This is a genomic window from Mycolicibacter acidiphilus (assembly GCF_018455725.1).
Taxonomy (GTDB): domain Bacteria; phylum Actinomycetota; class Actinomycetes; order Mycobacteriales; family Mycobacteriaceae; genus Mycobacterium; species Mycobacterium acidiphilum.
In genome coordinates this window covers 118,638-131,621 of sequence record NZ_JAHCLR010000001.1, presented here as the reverse complement: position 1 = coordinate 131,621, position 12,984 = coordinate 118,638, and the positions used below count along the sequence as shown (strand labels likewise).

Below are 12,984 nucleotides of genomic sequence, written 5' to 3'. Positions count from 1 at the left end.
CGCAGCCGCCGCCCGCTGAGGAGACCCATGCCCGTGCCGCTTGAGCAGAGCCGTCACCTGGTCACCGAGATCCCCGGTCCGAAGTCAGTGGCGCTGAATCATCGCCGCGCCGCGGCCGTCGCGGCCGGGGTGGGCGGTGCGATGCCGGTCTATGCCGCGTGCGCCGACCGGGGCATCGTCGAGGACGTCGACGGCAACCGGCTGATCGATCTGGGTGCCGGGATCGGGGTGATGACCGCCGGCAACACCGCACCGCGCGTCGTGGAGGCGGTGCGTGCCCAGGCTGGCGAGTTCCTGCACACGAACTTCACCACCACGCCGTATGAGTCCTACGTGGCGGTCGCCGAGCAGCTCAACCGGATCACCCCCGGGTCCGGCGAGAAACGCTCGACGCTGTTCAACGCGGGCGCCGAAGCCGTCGAGAACGCCGTCAAGATCGCCCGGTCCTACACCCGGCGGCCGGCGGTGGTGGCGTTCGACCACGCCTTCCACGGCCGCACGAACCTGACAATGGCGCTGACCGCCAAGTCGATGCCCTACAAGAGCGGGTTCGGCCCGTTCGCGCCCGACGTCTACCGCGCACCGATGTCCTACCCGTACCGGGACGGCCTGATCGACAAGGAGTTGGGCGCCGACGGTGAACTGGCCGCGGCGCGGGCGATCAGCATGATCGACAAGCAGATCGGGGCTGCCGACCTGGCAGCGGTGATCGTCGAGCCGATCCAGGGTGAGGGCGGGTTCATCGTGCCCGCCGATGGCTTCCTGCCGGCCCTTTTGGCGTGGTGCCGCGACAACGGCGTGGTGTTCATCGCCGACGAGGTGCAGTCCGGCTTCGCCCGCAGTGGGGCGATGTTCGCCTGTGAGCACGAAGGTTTGGTGCCGGATCTGATCTGCACCGCCAAGGCGATCGGCGGCGGGCTGCCGCTGTCGGCGGTCACCGGCCGCGCCGAGATCATGGACGCCCCGCAGCGCGGCGGGCTGGGCGGCACGTTCGGCGGCAACCCGGTGGCGTGCGCGGCGGCGCTGGCGGTGATCGAGACCATCGAGAGTGACGGCCTGATCGAGCGGGCTCGACAGATCGAGCGGGTGGCGTTCGACCGGCTGCGCCGGCTACAGGCCGACGACGACCGGGTCGGCGATGTGCGCGGCCGCGGCGCGATGATCGCCTTCGAGTTGGTGCATCCTGACACCGCGGAGCCGGATGCGGCACTGACCGCGCGGGTGGTCGCTCAGGCCAGGGCGGCCGGGGTGATCGTGCTGACCTGCGGCACCTACGGCAACGTGGTGCGGCTGCTGCCCCCGCTGACGATCAGCGATGAGCTGCTGCTCGACGGACTGGACGTGCTGGCGGGGGCGCTGGGCCGGCAGTAGCCGGCCTTCTGCCCGGGCGCAGCCGACTCCACCTAGCCCGTCCCCGCCCCGGCTGCCTGTGGATAACCCGGCCCGTTGCCGTCATACCGGCAGTAGGCTCCTCCCATGCCATCAGATGAGTCCGATCCTCGCATCGACGCCCTGGAACAGCAGGTCAGCAAGCTTAACGAACGAGTCCGGGCCAGCGAGCAGGACGCAGCCGCAGCGCGGATCCTGGCCGGGGCCGCCGATCGCGACGTCGCGGAGTTCAGGACCGAACTGCGCGGACTGCACGGCGAACTGCGCGGCTTCCGTCGCGCCACCACCGCTAGCTTCAACGCGCTCCGTGAGGACATGAACGATCGATTCAACCAGGTCGCTGAGCGTTTCAACCAGGTCGACAGCGGGTTTATCGAGATGCGCGGCAGATTGGACGCCACAGCCGCAGGCCAGCAGCACATCGTCGAACTAATCGAAGGGCTGATCGCCGGCGGGAACTGACCCGCTGGGCTTAAATCGGCGTCCGCGCAGGAAATCGCGAGATCCTGGATGCCACGGCAGTGCCGTGCACGTCGAACTGACCGGCTACTCGAACAGCACCGGTCCCTCGCAGGCGGGCGGTGCCCCCAGCCCGAGCCCCGCCCCGGCCGGCGGCACCATCCCCAGGTGCGTCCACGCCAGTGCGGTCGCCACCCGGCCCCGCGGGGTGCGGGCCACCATGCCGGCGCGCACCAGGAACGGCTCGCAGACCTCTTCCACGGTCGCCGGTTCCTCTCCCACCGCCACCGCCAGCGTCGACACCCCTACCGGGCCGCCGCCGAAGCTGCGGGTCAGCGCCGAGAGCACCGCTCGGTCCAGCCGGTCGAGCCCGAGTTCGTCGACGTCGTAAACCGCCAGCGCCGCCTTCGCGACATCGCGGGTGACGACACCGTCGGCGCGCACCTCGGCGTAATCACGAACCCGGCGCAGCAGTCGGTTGGCGATCCGGGGCGTACCGCGTGAACGACGCGCCACCTCCACGGCGGCCTCCGGCCCGAGATCGATGCCGAGGATGCCCGCCGAGCGGGCCAGCACCCGCTGCAACTCGGTCGGTTCGTAGAAGTCCATGTGCGCGGTGAACCCGAACCGGTCGCGCAGCGGCCCGGTCAGCGCCCCCGACCGGGTGGTCGCACCGACCAGGGTGAACGGCGCCACCTCCAGCGGAATCGACGTCGCCCCAGGGCCTTTCCCGACGACCACGTCGACCCGGAAGTCCTCCATCGCCAGGTACAGCATCTCTTCGGCGGGCCGAGCGATGCGATGGATCTCGTCGATGAACAGCACGTCGCCCTCGACCAGGTTCGACAGCATCGCCGCGAGGTCCCCGGCCCGCTCCAGCGCCGGGCCCGACGTCAGCCGCAGGGAGCTGCCGAGTTCGCTGGCGATGATCATCGCCAGCGACGTCTTGCCCAGTCCCGGCGGGCCGGACAGCAGGATGTGATCCGGTGTACCGCCGCGGTTCTTGGCGCCCTCGAGCACCAGCTGCAACTGTTCGCGCACCCGCGCCTGGCCGATGAACTCCGCCAGCGACCGCGGCCGCAACCCGGCGTCGATGTCACTCTCCCCGACCGTCAGCGCCGGGGAGACCTCCCGCTCCTCAACGTCGTCGGGATCGCTCATTTGGTCTTCCCCAGCCGGCTCAGCGCCGCCCGCAGCGCCGACGACGTCGTCGCGCCCGGCTCGTCCGCCAGCACCTTATCGGTGGCGTCTTCGGCCTGTTTGATCGCAAAGCCAAGTCCGACAAGTGCTTCCACGACCGGTGCGCGCACCGCATGGCCATTGACGGCACCGCCGGCCGCACCGGCGCTCACCGGACCGATCTTGTCACGCAACTCCAGTACGAGTCGCTCGGCGCCGCGCTTGCCGATCCCGGGCACCCGGGTCAGCGCGGTCACGTCGCCGTCGGCCAGTGCACGGCGCAGCGCGTCGGCGTCGTACACCGCCAGGGTGGCCAGCGCGATCTTCGGTCCGATCCCCGACACCGAGATCAGCGTCAGGAACAGATCGCGTGCGTCGCCGTCGGCGAAGCCGTACAGCGTCATCGAGTCCTCGCGGACGATCATCGCGGTGATCAGCCGGATCTCGTTGCCGCGTCGCAGCGTCGACAGCGTCGCCGGGGTGGCCATCACCTTGTAGCCGACGCCGGCAGCCTCCAGCACCGCGTGGTCGAGCGCGATGTCGATCACTTCGCCGCGCACCGAGGCGATCATGCCTTCGCCGCCTTCAGTCGGGCGGTGTATTTCCTGCGCTGTTCGGCCGCCTGCGCCTCGGCGGCCGCCATCCGGGCGAGCATCGGCGCCCGCCAGAGGTGGCAGATCGCCAGCGCCAGGGCGTCAGCGGCATCCGCCGGTCTCGGTTTCGCTTGCAGCCCAAGGATTCTGGTGATCATCTCGGTGACCTGCGCCTTATCCGCCCGGCCGTTGCCGGTGACGGCGGCCTTGACCTCGCTGGGCGTGTGAAAATGCACATCGATGCCGCGTCGCGCGGCGGCCAGCGCGATCACCCCGCCGGCCTGCGCGGTGCCCATCGCGGTGTTGGCGTTGGCGTTGGCGAACACCCGCTCGATCGCCACGACCTGCGGGCGGTGGGTGTCGAGCCAGTGTTCGACCTGATCGCTGATCGCCAACAGGCGCTTGGCCAGCGGGGCATCGGCGGGGGTGCGCACCACGTCGACGTCCAGTGCGGTCACCTTGCGACCGGCACCGCCCTCGACCATCGACAGCCCGCAGCGGGTCAGCCCGGGATCGACGCCCATCACCCGCATCCGCTCCACCTCACTAGTGAACATTTGTTCGATAGGTTAGCCGGTCGGGTCCGTCGTATCCGACAGGACACGCGGGGTCAATCGCAGTCGCCATCGATGATCGGCCAGACGGTGCCGTCCCTGGCCCGCCAGTAATTGTTCCGGGCGTCGTTGCGCTGCAACCGTTCGATGATCTGCCCCGGAGACTCCCCCATCCGGAACGCACCGCACACCGCATCGGTCGTAGTCGGCTCCGCCGCTGCCGGTCCCGCCGACCACAGCGCGGACGGCACGGCCAGTGCCACGGTCAACACCGTCAGCCATGTCCTCATGCCGCAGTCATACCGCGGCGTACCGACACGAAGCCGGTGTCAGACCACCCGCAGGTCGGCCGGGATGTTGGCCGGGTCGCGCCAGAACGCGTCGTTGACGAAGCGGTTGAACAGATCCGGCGGCAGCACCGTCTCCCGCGGCACCGCCCTGACCTGCCCGTGCACGGTGTGCAGTCCCGGGGTACCGGCCCGCTCATCGAATTCGGTGACGTCGTAGTCCACGTTGTCGAAGTCGTGGGGGAAATACGGCTCGTCGATGAAGTCGTATATCGCGTTCATCACCCGACTCGGCGCGGTCGTCAGCGTCTCGTACTGGACCAGCAGCAACCTGTCCCGCTGCGCGCCGTAGCAGGCCTGTTTGAGCATGTCGTAGGGGGCGCCGACCATGCCGTCCTGTCCCACAACACCGTTGGCGCGGGTGTAGACGGTGCCACCAGCGCTGAAGTTGAAGATCGACGACGGGCTGAACACGTTCTTCTGGATCAACCGCTCGATGCTGTCGACCACCCAGGGCAGATCGCGCACACAGGCGATGACCTTCGACTCCGGGAACAGTCGCGCGACCGCCGGCATCCACCCGCACCAGGCCCGGCTGGTGTCGAAGATGACGTCGGCGGGCGAGTCCGCGTAGAAACTCTCGAACAGCCCGTGCAGGACCCGCTCCCGCTTGGCGTCGTCGATGAACACCGAGAACTCGTTGCGGGCGCTCATCTCGTGCAGCAACGCCCCGAACAGCCCGGCGAGCGGTCCGGACATGCCGGCGGAGAACCGCGGGTTCTGCCGCAGCAGCGCCGCCAGCAGCGTCGAACCCGAGCGCGGCAGACCGGAGATGAAGTGAATAGCCGCCACGGTCGGTTCTCCTGCCTCCGGTCCGCGCGCTGGCCTCATCGACGGACGTCGATCCTCATGACGGACGACAGATTATCCGATCCACCGCCCCGCACAACAGCTTTCGCGCCCGCTTAGTCGGCGTCGAGCGCCGCCAGCACCTCGTCGGAGAGGTCGATGTTGGTCCACACGTTCTGCACGTCGTCGCTGTCCTCCAGCGCGTCGACGAGTTTGAACACCTTGCGGGCGGTGTCCACGTCGGCCGGGACGCTCATCGACGGCTGGAAGCTGGCCTCGGCGGATTCGTAGTCGATGCCGGCGTCGACCAGCGCGGTGCGCACCGCCACCAGATCGGTCGGCTCGGAGATCACCTCGAAGCTGGTCCCCAGGTCGTTGACGTCCTCGGCGCCGGCGTCGAGTACCGCACCCAGCACGTCGTCCTCGGTCAGGCCGTTCTTCTCCAGCGTGACCATGCCCTTGCGGCTGAACAGGTAGGCGACCGAGCCGGGGTCGGCCATGGTGCCGCCGTTGCGGGTCATCGCTACCCGCACCTCGCCGGCCGCCCGGTTGCGGTTGTCGGTGAGGCACTCGATGAGCACCGCCACCCCGTTGGGCCCGTAGCCCTCGTACATGATGGTCTGGTAGTCCGCACCGCCGGCTTCCTCGCCGGCTCCGCGCTTGCGGGCCCGCTCGATGTTGTCGTTGGGCACCGAGGACTTCTTCGCCTTCTGGATGGCGTCGTAGAGCGTCGGGTTGCCGGACGGGTCACCGCCGCCGGTGCGAGCCGCGACCTCGATGTTCTTGATCAGCTTCGCGAAGCTCTTGCCGCGGCGCGCATCGATGACGGCCTTCTTGTGCTTGGTGGTCGCCCACTTGGAATGGCCGCTCATCTACCGCTACCTCAGCTTCCTGCGATGTCTGTGACCCGACGATTCTACGTGCCAGATCGTGCCGCGCCGATGTCACCCACCTACCGTCCCGACGTGCAGAGCGGTCCGGCCACGATTGTCGCGCCGAGGCGGGCACAACACCACCTGTCCCACCCAGGTGACGAATGCGTCCGATGAGGCAGCTGTGACGCACTGCCCCTGACGTGTCAGGCCCGTCCGGCCACCATCTCCACGAACAACCGGTGCAGCCGCCGGTCCCCGGTCACCTCCGGGTGGAACGACGTGGCCAGCACCTTGCCTTGGCGCACCGCCACCGGATGACCGGCGGCCCGGGCCAGCACCTGCACATCGGAGCCGACCCGCTCCACCCACGGCGCCCGGATGAACACCGCGTGCACCGGCTCGGCGAAGCCATCGAACGCGATGTCCCCTTCGAAGGAATCCACCTGACGCCCGAATGCGTTGCGCCGCACCGTCATATCGATGGCGGACAGCGGAATCGCCGCCCGCCCTGGAACACCGGCGTCGACGATCTCAGTGGCCAGCAGGATCATCCCCGCGCACGACCCGTAGGCCGGCATCCCAGCAGCCAGCCGATCACGCAGCGGCGCAAGCAGATCGAACTCACGCAGCAGGTGGCTGATCGTGGTCGACTCGCCGCCGGGCAGCACCAGCGCGTCGACGTCGTCCAACTCCGCGCGCCGGCGCACCGGGACAGCGTCGGCACCACACACCCGCAGCGCGGCCAGATGTTCTCGAACGTCACCCTGCAGTGCGAGAACGCCGATCCGGGGGGGACTCACGACTCCGGAGGGGTGTAGCCCCGGGGGTAGCGGGTCAGCCCCTCCTGCACCACCGCGGCGACCATCGCACCGTGCTGGTCGTAGATCTTGCCCTGCACCAGCGCACGGCCCCCGCCCGCCGACGGCGACGACTGGTCATACAGCAGCCACTCGTCGGCCCGGAACGGCCGCATGAACCACATCGCGTGGTCCAGCGAGGCCACCTCCAGGTGGTCGCGTTCCTTGGGGTGGATCGACCAGGAGGTGCCGAGCAGGGTCAGGTCGCTCATGTAGGCCAGCGCGCAGATGTGCAGCACCGGATCGTCCGGCAGCGTCTCCTTGTGCCGGAACCACACCTGCTGCTCGGCGATCTTGCCGGGCAGGTGCGGCAGTTCGTCGCGCGGCACCCGGCGCAGGTCCCATTCGTCGAACTGGCGGAAACCCTCGTCGTCGAAGGCGATCACCGCGCTGATCGGCGGCACGCTGTCGGGTGGCGGCGCGGCCGGCATCTCATCCTGATGCTCGATACCGTGCTGGGCGACCTGGAACGACGCCGACATGTCGAAGATGGTCTCGCCGTGCTGCACCGCACTGACCCGCCGGGTGCAGAACGACCCGCCGTCACGCACCCGCTCGACCAGGAACACCGTCGGAAACGTCGGATCCCCGGGCCGCAGAAAATGCCCGTGCAGCGAGTGCACCTGGAAGCGCGGGTCGACGGTGCGCGCCGCCGATACCAGCGACTGCCCGGCCACCCGTCCCCCGAACGCCCGGGTGCGCGCCCCCGGCGACGAGTTGACAACGGTGCTACGGAAGATGTTGATCTCGAGTTGCTCGAGGTCAAGGATTTCTTCGATCGCCACAGGACGGTTTTACCAGCCGCGCTCGGCCAACCGGTGCGGTTGGGCGATCTCCTCGACGTTGATGCCGACCATCGCCTCACCCAGCCCCCGGGAGACCTTCGCCAGCACGTCGGGGTCGTCGTAGAAGGTGGTGGCCTTGACGATCGCCGCCGCGCGGGCCGCCGGGTCACCGGACTTGAAGATGCCGGAGCCGACGAACACGCCCTCGGCTCCGAGTTGCATCATCATCGCGGCGTCGGCGGGGGTGGCGATGCCGCCGGCGGTGAACAGCGTCACCGGCAGCTTGCCGGCCTTCGCGACCTCGGCCACCAGGTCGTAGGGCGCCTGCAGTTCCTTTGCGGCGACGAACAATTCGTCCTCGGACAGCGAGCCCAGCCGGCGGATCTCCCCGCCGATGGAGCGCATGTGGGTGGTGGCGTTGGAGACGTCGCCGGTGCCGGCCTCGCCCTTGGAGCGGATCATCGCCGCGCCCTCGGTGATCCGGCGCAGCGCCTCGCCCAGGTTGGTCGCGCCGCAGACGAACGGGACGGTGAACTTCCACTTGTCGATGTGGTTGGTGTAGTCGGCGGGGGTGAGCACCTCGGACTCGTCGATGTAGTCCACGCCGAGGCTCTGCAGGATCTGCGCCTCGACGAAGTGCCCGATGCGGACCTTGGCCATCACCGGGATGGTGACCGCGGCGATGATGCCTTCGATCATGTCCGGGTCGCTCATCCGCGACACCCCGCCCTGGGCACGGATGTCGGCGGGCACCCGTTCCAGCGCCATGACGGCGACCGCGCCGGCGGCTTCGGCGATCTTGGCCTGCTCGGGGGTGACGACGTCCATGATGACGCCGCCCTTGAGCATCTCCGCCATGCCGCGCTTGACCCGGGCGGTCCCGGTCTGACCGGTGCCGGCTGAGCCGTTCTGCGCCGCGCTGTCCACTGCTGACTTCCCTTCGATTGGTATTCGCCCAGTCTAATTGCTGGGTCGCGCCGTCCTCCCCTTGCCCGCGACCGTGCATGATTGCCCGGCAAACCGCAGGTCAGGATGGACAATTGCGCACGGTCAATCCGGCTCGGGTGGTGGCTGCCTGGGCCGTCGCCGCTGGCTGCCAGGCGTCTGATCCGACGACGCGAGCGGGCCGAGCAGCCTCGACAGCCAGCGAGGATCCCCAAGCTGGAAAAGCCTGTCGGGATAGTCCAGCGGCACCTCGCCAGGTGCAGACTGCGCGATCAGGTGGTCGATTACTCGGCGGATGCGCCGCGGCCGCGGCGTGGCACCGGACGGGTATTCGAACGTGCGGGTCTTCTGCGGGTTGTCGAAATAGACCGTCCACTGGTGCGCCTGAACCACCACCCCCCGGCCGTCCGTCTGAGCCAGATAGGACACCCGCTGCACCCGCTCCCCGCCGATGAACCCCGGATCACCGACCACCACGGGCGGGTATCCGATGCCGTCCGCCGACAGCCACAGCAGAGTGCGGTCGCGTGCCCGCAGGATCCGACGGGGAATCGCCGTGGCCATCAGGATTCCGCCCAGCAGGAACGTGAGCATCGACAGTGAGTCAGCCACGGCGATCACGCCCGATGACTCATTCGCCGGCCCGATTCCGGACCCGGGGAGTCCGAGCAGTCGTTCGACGACCATCGCGGTCGCCACGATCAGCACCGCGACCAGACCGGAGAACAGCCAGAACACGACACCGAGCTGCACCTACACCCGCAGCACGGCCGGCGCGCCGACCGGTTCCGGCGCCGCGGGACGCACCGGCGCCGCGGTGGCCAGCGTGTACGCGATACCTGTGCACCCCACCGCCGCGAACGCCATCAGGAAGGGCATCGGCCCGGAGTCGATCCGGTCACCGCGGGCCAATCCCACCAGATACAGCAGGGTGGCCAGCCCGGCGATCACGGCGGTCCCGATCAGCGTCCACTCGAACATCCCGAGTCGGATCTTCTCCGGCCTGGCTGCGCCGTGTCTCGCCACGGGACCCCCTTCCGTTCCCTCGCGACCGTGCAGAACTCACCACCAAACTCGCAGGTCGGCCCGGACAATTGTGCACGGTCGCGGGATGGTCAGCGGATGTAGCGGGCCGGTCGCCCCGGCCCGGGTGGTGCGTCGGCGACGGCACCGGCCTCGGCCAGCAGCTCGCCCAGCTGCAGCGGGTAGACGGTCTGCCCGGACGCGGTCAGCTCCGCGATCTGCGCGGCGTCGCACCAGCGGTGCCCGTGCAGGTAGCGCTGCTCCAGTTCGGTGCGCGACGACGGCGACGGCGTGAACCGGGCGGTGCGGTGCACGAAGTAGAACTCCTGGCTGTTCATGGTGGCGCCGTTGAAACTGAACACCGCGTTGCGCCGCCACACCGGGCCGATCAGCGCCTCGCCGTCGACCCGCAGCCCGGTCTCCTCGGCCAGTTCGCGGGCGGCAGCCGCCGACAGCGCCTCCCCCGCATCGACCTGACCGCCGACGGTGAACCACCACCAGGGTGCGTCCTCGCCCAGCGCCGGGTCCGACCCGCACAGCAGCAGCACCGCCCCGGTCTCGTCGAGCAGCACCGTGCGCGCCGAGGTACGCGGGTTGAGCACACCGTGCCCGACCCGGGCGGCGGCGTCGGCGCGCTCCGCGATCTCGAAGTATTCGGGGATCCCCGCGGTGCCGCCGAGCCGCAGCAGTCGCACCAGCGGTCGTCCGCCGAGTGCCCGGGTGTCACGCACCGCGTCGTTGTGAAACCGCCGCGCCAGCAGGACCCGGGCCTCCGCGTCGGCCAATTCGGCGACCAGCTCCGCCGGCAGCGCCGACGCATCCACCAGGGCCAGTGCGGCGGACAGTTCGTTCTCGGTGTTCTCCCGCAGGTTGCGGGGTGCACGTTCGGCGACGTCGGCCAGTGTCGCGAGTCGTTTGCCTTCCGGCGCACCGTGATAGGCGTCGACGGCCACCGCCCGGGCCACCACCGCACGGCGGGCCAGCGCCGCGTCCAGCGCCTGCCAGGACAGGTCGTAGCGCACGTGCAACCGGTTGAGCCGGTTGGCGGTCTGATACGCCCAGGCGGCGAAAACGGCCAGCACCGCCACGCCGAGCAGCAGCAGGACGGTGGCGGTGATCGTCAGATCCATCAGCTCGCCACCGACACCTTGCCGCCGACACCGGCGACGGTCTCGTAGACCCGCATGATCTGGTCGGCCACCACCGGCCAGTCGTAGCGGCGCACCGCGTCGGTGCCCGCCGCGGCGTAGGACGCGCGCAGGGCGTCGTCGTCGAGCATCTCGATCAGCGCGGCGGCCAGCGCCTCGGAGTCACAGACGGGCACCAGCCGCCCGGCCCGCCCGTCGCACAGCACCCGGCGGAACGCGTCCAGGTCGCTGGCCACCACCGCGGTGCCGGCGGCCATCGCCTCGGTGAGCACGATCCCGAAACTCTCCCCACCGGTGTTGGGGGCGCAGTACACGTCGGCGCTGCGCAGCGCCGATGCCTTCTCCGCATCGGAGACCTGACCCAGGAACTTCAGGTGCCCAGCGAATTCTCCTGCCCTGCTGCGTAATTCGTCTTCATCGCCGCGGCCGACGATCAGCACCTGCACGTCACCGAACCGCTCCACCAGCGCCGGCAACGCACCGATGAGCACCGCCATGCCCTTGCGGGACTCGTCGTAGCGCCCCAGGAACAGCACGGTGCGGCCCGGCCGTGGGTAGCCGGGCAGCGGTGCGGCCGAGGCGAATGCGGCCACGTCCACCCCGTTGGGGATCTCGACGGCGTCGGAGCCGAGCGCCTCCATCTGCCAGCGCCGGGCCAGATCGGAGACCGCGATCCGGCCGATGATCTTCTCGTGCATCGGCCGCAGCAGCGCCTGCACCACGCTGAGCGTCAACGACCGGGTGGTCGAGGTGTGAAACGTCGCCACGATCGGCCCGTCGGCCATGTTCAGCGCCAGCATCGACAGGCTGGGCGCGTTCGGTTCGTGCAGGTGCAGTACATCAAAGTCACCCCGCATGAGCCACCGCTTGACCTTGCGGTGCGCGGCCGGGCTGAATTGCAGGCGGGCCACCGACCCGTTGTAGGGGATCGCGACAGCCTTGCCGGCGGAGACGACGTAGTCGGGCAACTCGATGTGCGGTGAGGCCGGCGCGAGCACACTGACCTCGTGGCCGCGGGAGCGCAGCACCTCCGCCAGTTGCAGCACATGCGCCTGCACGCCGCCCGGCACGTCGAACGAGTACGGGCAGACCATGCCGATCCGCATCAGGCCTGCCCATCCCCCAGCCGGGCCCGTCGCGACTCAGGCAGGTCGGCTACCCACTGCGGCTGCAGCATGTGCCAGTCCGCCGGATGCGCGGCGATACCCTCGGCGAACCGGTCAGCCAGCGCCTGGGTGATCACGGCAACGTCGCCGCTGCCGCAGTCCAGCGGTGCATGGATGTGCACGCCCCAGCCGTCACCATCGAACCAGCAGTGCGTCGGCAGCAGCGCCGCCCCGGTCTCGATCGCCAGCCGCGCCGGGCCGGCCGGCAACCGTGTTGTCTCGCCGAAGAATTCGACGGGCACCCCGCTGCGGGTCAGATCGCGGTCGGCCATCAGGCAGACGAGGCGGTTGGCGGCCAGGCGTTCGGCCAGAACATCGAACGGTGGCCGGTCCCCGCCGGACAGTGGCAGCACCTCGAAGCCGAGCCCCTCGCGGAAGTCGAGGAATCGCCGGTACAGCGACTCGGGTTTGAGCCGTTCGGCCACGGTGGTGAACCCGCCGCGGGTCTGCGCCATCCACACCCCGGCCATGTCCCAGTTGCCACTGTGCGGCAGTGCCAGCACCGCCCCGCGCCCGGCGGCCAGTGCGGCGTCGACGTGCTCGTTGCCGATCACCGTCTGCGCCACCTGCCGGGCCACCGCCGCGTGGTCCATCGCGGGCAGCCGGAACGCCTCCCGCCAGTACCGGGCGTAGGACTCCAGCGAAGCGCGCAGCAGCGACGACGGCACCTCGGCGGCGGGCACCCCGAGCACCCGGGCGAGGTTCTTGCGCAGCTGCTCGGGTCCGCCGCCACGGGCCGCGTACAGCGCACCGGCGTCGAACAGGTTGCGGGCGACGAACTCCGGCATCGCGCGCACCACCATCCAGCCGGCAGCGTATCCGGTGTCGGTGGCCCACTCGTCGAGCAGATCCATCCCGGGAAGGCGGGGCATCCG

The 12,984-nt window shown here is 69.6% G+C and carries 16 protein-coding genes; 2 read left to right on the top strand and 14 right to left on the bottom strand.

The annotated features are described in order from the left end of the window. Positions 1-27: 27 nt before the first annotated feature. Positions 28-1,371: a 4-aminobutyrate--2-oxoglutarate transaminase gene (gene gabT, locus KIH27_RS00810; RefSeq protein WP_214091002.1), complete on the top strand. Its 1,344-nt coding sequence runs from the start codon at positions 28-30 to the stop codon at positions 1,369-1,371. Positions 1,372-1,476: 105 nt separating this feature from the next. Then, complete coding sequence (locus KIH27_RS00805; protein ID WP_214091001.1) at positions 1,477-1,851, top strand: hypothetical protein; 375 nt, start codon at positions 1,477-1,479, stop codon at positions 1,849-1,851. An 84-nt stretch (positions 1,852-1,935) separates the two neighbouring features. Here the strand turns inward: KIH27_RS00805 and ruvB are convergent, their stop codons facing one another. The 14 genes from ruvB to KIH27_RS00735 form a co-directional block, all read right to left on the bottom strand. Beyond that, positions 1,936-3,009, bottom strand: coding sequence for a Holliday junction branch migration DNA helicase RuvB (gene ruvB, locus KIH27_RS00800; protein ID WP_214091000.1), 1,074 nt, complete (start codon positions 3,007-3,009; stop codon positions 1,936-1,938). Continuing rightward, positions 3,006-3,599: a Holliday junction branch migration protein RuvA gene (gene ruvA / locus KIH27_RS00795; RefSeq protein WP_214090999.1), complete on the bottom strand. Its 594-nt coding sequence runs from the start codon at positions 3,597-3,599 to the stop codon at positions 3,006-3,008. Before ruvA ends, ruvB begins: the two co-directional genes overlap by 4 nt. After that, positions 3,596-4,153 (bottom strand): crossover junction endodeoxyribonuclease RuvC, encoded by a 558-nt coding sequence (gene ruvC / locus KIH27_RS00790; RefSeq protein ID WP_214091169.1) that lies wholly within the window; start codon positions 4,151-4,153, stop codon positions 3,596-3,598. The genes ruvA and ruvC overlap by 4 nt, the downstream gene beginning before the upstream one ends. 77 nt (positions 4,154-4,230) lie before the next feature. Beyond that, positions 4,231-4,464, bottom strand: coding sequence for a hypothetical protein (locus KIH27_RS00785; RefSeq protein WP_214090998.1), 234 nt, complete (start codon positions 4,462-4,464; stop codon positions 4,231-4,233). 39 nt (positions 4,465-4,503) lie between these two features. Then, positions 4,504-5,313, bottom strand: coding sequence for a sulfotransferase family protein (locus tag KIH27_RS00780; protein WP_214090997.1), 810 nt, complete (start codon positions 5,311-5,313; stop codon positions 4,504-4,506). A gap of 113 nt (positions 5,314-5,426) precedes the next feature. Further along, positions 5,427-6,182: a YebC/PmpR family DNA-binding transcriptional regulator gene (locus KIH27_RS00775; RefSeq protein ID WP_214090996.1), complete on the bottom strand. Its 756-nt coding sequence runs from the start codon at positions 6,180-6,182 to the stop codon at positions 5,427-5,429. Positions 6,183-6,388: 206 nt separating this feature from the next. Continuing rightward, the gene (gene pdxT / locus KIH27_RS00770; protein WP_214090995.1) at positions 6,389-6,985 is read right to left on the bottom strand and encodes a pyridoxal 5'-phosphate synthase glutaminase subunit PdxT; all 597 of its coding nucleotides are present in this window, start codon (positions 6,983-6,985) and stop codon (positions 6,389-6,391) included. Beyond that, the gene (gene tesB / locus KIH27_RS00765; RefSeq protein WP_214090994.1) at positions 6,982-7,827 is read right to left on the bottom strand and encodes an acyl-CoA thioesterase II; all 846 of its coding nucleotides are present in this window, start codon (positions 7,825-7,827) and stop codon (positions 6,982-6,984) included. The genes pdxT and tesB overlap by 4 nt, the downstream gene beginning before the upstream one ends. Before the next feature lie 9 nt (positions 7,828-7,836). Next, on the bottom strand, positions 7,837-8,754 hold the full coding sequence (gene pdxS / locus KIH27_RS00760; protein ID WP_214090993.1) for a pyridoxal 5'-phosphate synthase lyase subunit PdxS: 918 nt from the start codon (positions 8,752-8,754) through the stop codon (positions 7,837-7,839). Positions 8,755-8,877: 123 nt separating this feature from the next. Beyond that, positions 8,878-9,525 carry a hypothetical protein gene (locus KIH27_RS00755; RefSeq protein ID WP_214090992.1) on the bottom strand — a complete coding sequence of 216 codons (648 nt, stop codon included), beginning with the start codon at positions 9,523-9,525 and terminating at the stop codon, positions 8,878-8,880. Beyond that, positions 9,526-9,798, bottom strand: coding sequence for a hypothetical protein (locus KIH27_RS00750; protein ID WP_214090991.1), 273 nt, complete (start codon positions 9,796-9,798; stop codon positions 9,526-9,528). Positions 9,799-9,887: 89 nt separating this feature from the next. Then, complete coding sequence (locus KIH27_RS00745; protein ID WP_214090990.1) at positions 9,888-10,925, bottom strand: NUDIX hydrolase; 1,038 nt, start codon at positions 10,923-10,925, stop codon at positions 9,888-9,890. Next, a complete protein-coding gene (locus tag KIH27_RS00740) occupies positions 10,925-12,049 on the bottom strand; it encodes a glycosyltransferase family 4 protein (RefSeq protein ID WP_214090989.1) in 1,125 nt (374 codons plus the stop codon). The genes KIH27_RS00745 and KIH27_RS00740 overlap by 1 nt, the downstream gene beginning before the upstream one ends. Then, positions 12,049-12,981, bottom strand: a complete 933-nt coding sequence (locus KIH27_RS00735; RefSeq protein ID WP_214091168.1) for a phosphatidylinositol mannoside acyltransferase — start codon at positions 12,979-12,981, stop codon at positions 12,049-12,051. The genes KIH27_RS00740 and KIH27_RS00735 overlap by 1 nt, the downstream gene beginning before the upstream one ends. Positions 12,982-12,984: the final 3 nt, after the last annotated feature.

Excerpts from the sequence above, each read along its gene's own strand:
- gabT (WP_214091002.1), top strand. The coding sequence starts at position 28 with ATGCCCGTGCCGCTTGAGCAGAGCCGTCACCTGGTCACCGAGATCCCC.
- KIH27_RS00805 (WP_214091001.1), top strand. The coding sequence starts at position 1,477 with ATGCCATCAGATGAGTCCGATCCTCGCATCGACGCCCTGGAACAGCAG.
- ruvB (WP_214091000.1), bottom strand. The coding sequence starts at position 3,009 with ATGAGCGATCCCGACGACGTTGAGGAGCGGGAGGTCTCCCCGGCGCTG.
- ruvA (WP_214090999.1), bottom strand. The coding sequence starts at position 3,599 with ATGATCGCCTCGGTGCGCGGCGAAGTGATCGACATCGCGCTCGACCAC.
- ruvC (WP_214091169.1), bottom strand. The coding sequence starts at position 4,153 with ATGCGGGTGATGGGCGTCGATCCCGGGCTGACCCGCTGCGGGCTGTCG.
- KIH27_RS00785 (WP_214090998.1), bottom strand. The coding sequence starts at position 4,464 with ATGAGGACATGGCTGACGGTGTTGACCGTGGCACTGGCCGTGCCGTCC.
- KIH27_RS00775 (WP_214090996.1), bottom strand. The coding sequence starts at position 6,182 with ATGAGCGGCCATTCCAAGTGGGCGACCACCAAGCACAAGAAGGCCGTC.
- KIH27_RS00745 (WP_214090990.1), bottom strand. The coding sequence starts at position 10,925 with ATGGATCTGACGATCACCGCCACCGTCCTGCTGCTGCTCGGCGTGGCG.
- KIH27_RS00740 (WP_214090989.1), bottom strand. The coding sequence starts at position 12,049 with ATGCGGATCGGCATGGTCTGCCCGTACTCGTTCGACGTGCCGGGCGGC.
- KIH27_RS00735 (WP_214091168.1), bottom strand. The coding sequence starts at position 12,981 with ATGCCCCGCCTTCCCGGGATGGATCTGCTCGACGAGTGGGCCACCGAC.